Annotated in this window: 2 protein-coding genes; both read left to right on the top strand. The window is 62.9% G+C overall.

Going from position 1 to position 2,334, the window contains the following annotated elements; translation table 11 throughout:
- Positions 1-234 precede the first annotated feature (234 nt).
- Positions 235-1,440, top strand: coding sequence for a nicotinate phosphoribosyltransferase (gene pncB / locus HU720_RS23855; RefSeq protein ID WP_186523612.1), 1,206 nt, complete (start codon positions 235-237; stop codon positions 1,438-1,440).
- Between the two features lie 3 nt (positions 1,441-1,443).
- Positions 1,444-2,271 carry an ammonia-dependent NAD(+) synthetase gene (gene nadE, locus HU720_RS23850; protein WP_186523611.1) on the top strand — a complete coding sequence of 276 codons (828 nt, stop codon included), beginning with the start codon at positions 1,444-1,446 and terminating at the stop codon, positions 2,269-2,271.
- The last annotated feature ends 63 nt before the right edge of the window (positions 2,272-2,334 follow it).

Here is a 2,334-nt window from a genome sequence, read left to right as displayed (position 1 = left end):
GGGCTGCGCAGCAGCCCCTGGGGTTTTCAGGGCTGCTGCGCAGCCCAACGCGGGACAAGCCCGCTCGCCACGACTCTCCATCATTTCCCACAGGATTGGGTCCAACCAGCAACGTTGCGGTTGAGCGCGCTCTCTTGTGGGAGCTGGCGCCAGCCTGCGATGAGGCTGGAACAGCCACAGCAAGGCCAAAGACTGGCACAATAGCCGCCATTGCCCGCTTTGGAGCGTCCCCTGATGAGCGAGAGCGCATTCGCCCAGCGCATCGTGCACAACCTGCTAGACACCGACTTTTACAAATTGACGATGATGCAGGGCGTGCTGCACAACTACCCAGACGCCGACGTCGAATGGGAAATGCGCTGCCGCAACGGCGAAGACCTTCGCCCCTACCTCGGCGAAATCCGCCACCAGCTCGAACAACTGTGCGAGCTGACCCTGGACGACGGCCAGCTCGCCTTCCTCGAACGCATCAGCTTTCTCAAGCCAGACTTCCTGCGCTTTTTGCGGCTGTTCCGCTTCAACCTGCGCTATGTGCACATCGGCATCGAAAACGACCAGCTGTTCCTGCGCCTGAAAGGCCCATGGCTGCATGTGATCCTGTTCGAAGTGCCGCTGCTGGCCATCATCAGCGAAGTGCGCAACCGCCACCTGCACCCCTACATGCGGCTTTCAGAGGCCCGCGACCAGTTGCAACGCAAGTTCGACTGGCTGGGGGCGAATGCCAGCGACGATGAGCTGGCCGAACTCCAAGTGGCCGACTTCGGCACCCGCCGGCGTTTTTCCAGCCGCGTGCAGGAGGAAGTGGTCCGAGTGCTGCGCGATGACTTCCCGGGCCGCTTCGTGGGCACCAGCAACGTCGACCTTGCCTGGAAGCTCGACATCAAGCCGCTGGGCACCATGGCCCACGAATGGTTCATGGCCCACCAGCAACTAGGCCCGCGGTTGATCGACAGCCAGATTGCCGCGCTGGACTGCTGGGTGCGCGAATACCGAGGCCTGCTGGGCATTGCCCTGACCGACTGCATCACCATGGATGCGTTCCTCAAGGACTTCGATCTGTACTTCGCCAAGCTGTTCGATGGCCTGCGCCACGACTCCGGAGAACCTGTGGCCTGGGCTGAAAAGGCCATCGCCCATTACCAGAAACTGGGCATCGACCCGATGACCAAGACCCTGGTGTTCTCCGATGGCCTGAACCTGCCGCGCTCGCTGGAAATCTTCCGCGCCCTGCGTGGTCGCATCAACGTCAGCTTCGGCATCGGTACCAACCTGACCTGCGATATCCCAGGCGTGGCACCGATGAACATCGTGCTTAAAATGACCGACTGCAATGGCGCGCCGGTGGCGAAGATTTCCGACGAGGCCGCCAAGACCCAGTGTCGTGACCACAACTTCGTCACCTATATGCGTCACGTTTTCAACGTCCCCAGCAAGGAGTAACCCATGCAAGCCGTTCAGCAAGAGATTGCCCAGGCGCTCAAGGTGCAGCCGCCGTTCGCAGACGCCGCTGCCCTGGGTCAGGAAGTGGCCCGGCGCGTGGCGTTCATCAAGGATTGCCTGGCCAATGCCCGGCTCAAGACCCTGGTATTGGGCATCAGTGGCGGCGTCGATTCGCTGACCGCCGCCCTGCTCGCCCAGCGCGCCATCAACGAGCTGCGCGCCGAGACCGGGGACCAGGCCTATGCCTTCATCGCCGTGCGCCTGCCGTACCAGGTGCAGCACGACGAGCACGACGCCCAGGCCTGCCTGGAGGTAATCAAGCCCGACGAAACCCACACCATCGACATCGCCCCGGCGGTGCGCGCACTGGCGGCCGAGGTGCAGGAGCTGAAAAACGGCTCGCCAACCTTGGTGGATTTCGTGGTGGGCAACGTCAAGGCGCGTACGCGCATGGTTGCTCAGTACACCATCGCCGGCGCCCGTGCGGGGCTGGTGATCGGCACCGACCATGCCGCCGAAGCAGTGATGGGCTTCTTTACCAAGTTCGGTGATGGCGCTTGCGACCTGGCGCCGCTGAGCGGGCTGGTGAAAAACCAGGTGCGGGCGATTGCGCGCAGCTTTGGTGCGCCTGAGGCGCTGGTGGAAAAGGTACCGACTGCCGACCTCGAAGACCTGGAGCCGGGCAAGCCGGACGAGGCGTCCCACGGCGTGACCTACCAGCAGATCGACGATTTCCTGCAAGGCTTGCCGGTTGACCCGGCAGCGGCTGAAATCATCATTGCCCACTACCGCAAGACCCAGCACAAGCGCGAACTGCCGTTCGCCCCTTGATCAAACCGTAGTCGTGGGAGCGGGCTTGCCCCGCGATGGCGATGGTGGATCCACCATCGCCAT

The sequence above is a fragment of the Pseudomonas sp. SWRI51 genome, assembly GCF_014268825.1.
In the GTDB taxonomy this organism is placed as follows: Bacteria; Pseudomonadota; Gammaproteobacteria; order Pseudomonadales; family Pseudomonadaceae; genus Aquipseudomonas; species Aquipseudomonas farsensis.
Note: the sequence above shows the minus strand (reverse complement) of the source record. Positions and strands in the feature narration are given on the sequence as shown.

What these genes read in the sequence shown, in the direction of transcription:
- pncB (WP_186523612.1), top strand. Translation starts at nt 235, where the DNA reads ATGAGCGAGAGCGCATTCGCCCAGCGCATCGTGCACAACCTGCTAGAC.
- nadE (WP_186523611.1), top strand. Translation starts at nt 1,444, where the DNA reads ATGCAAGCCGTTCAGCAAGAGATTGCCCAGGCGCTCAAGGTGCAGCCG.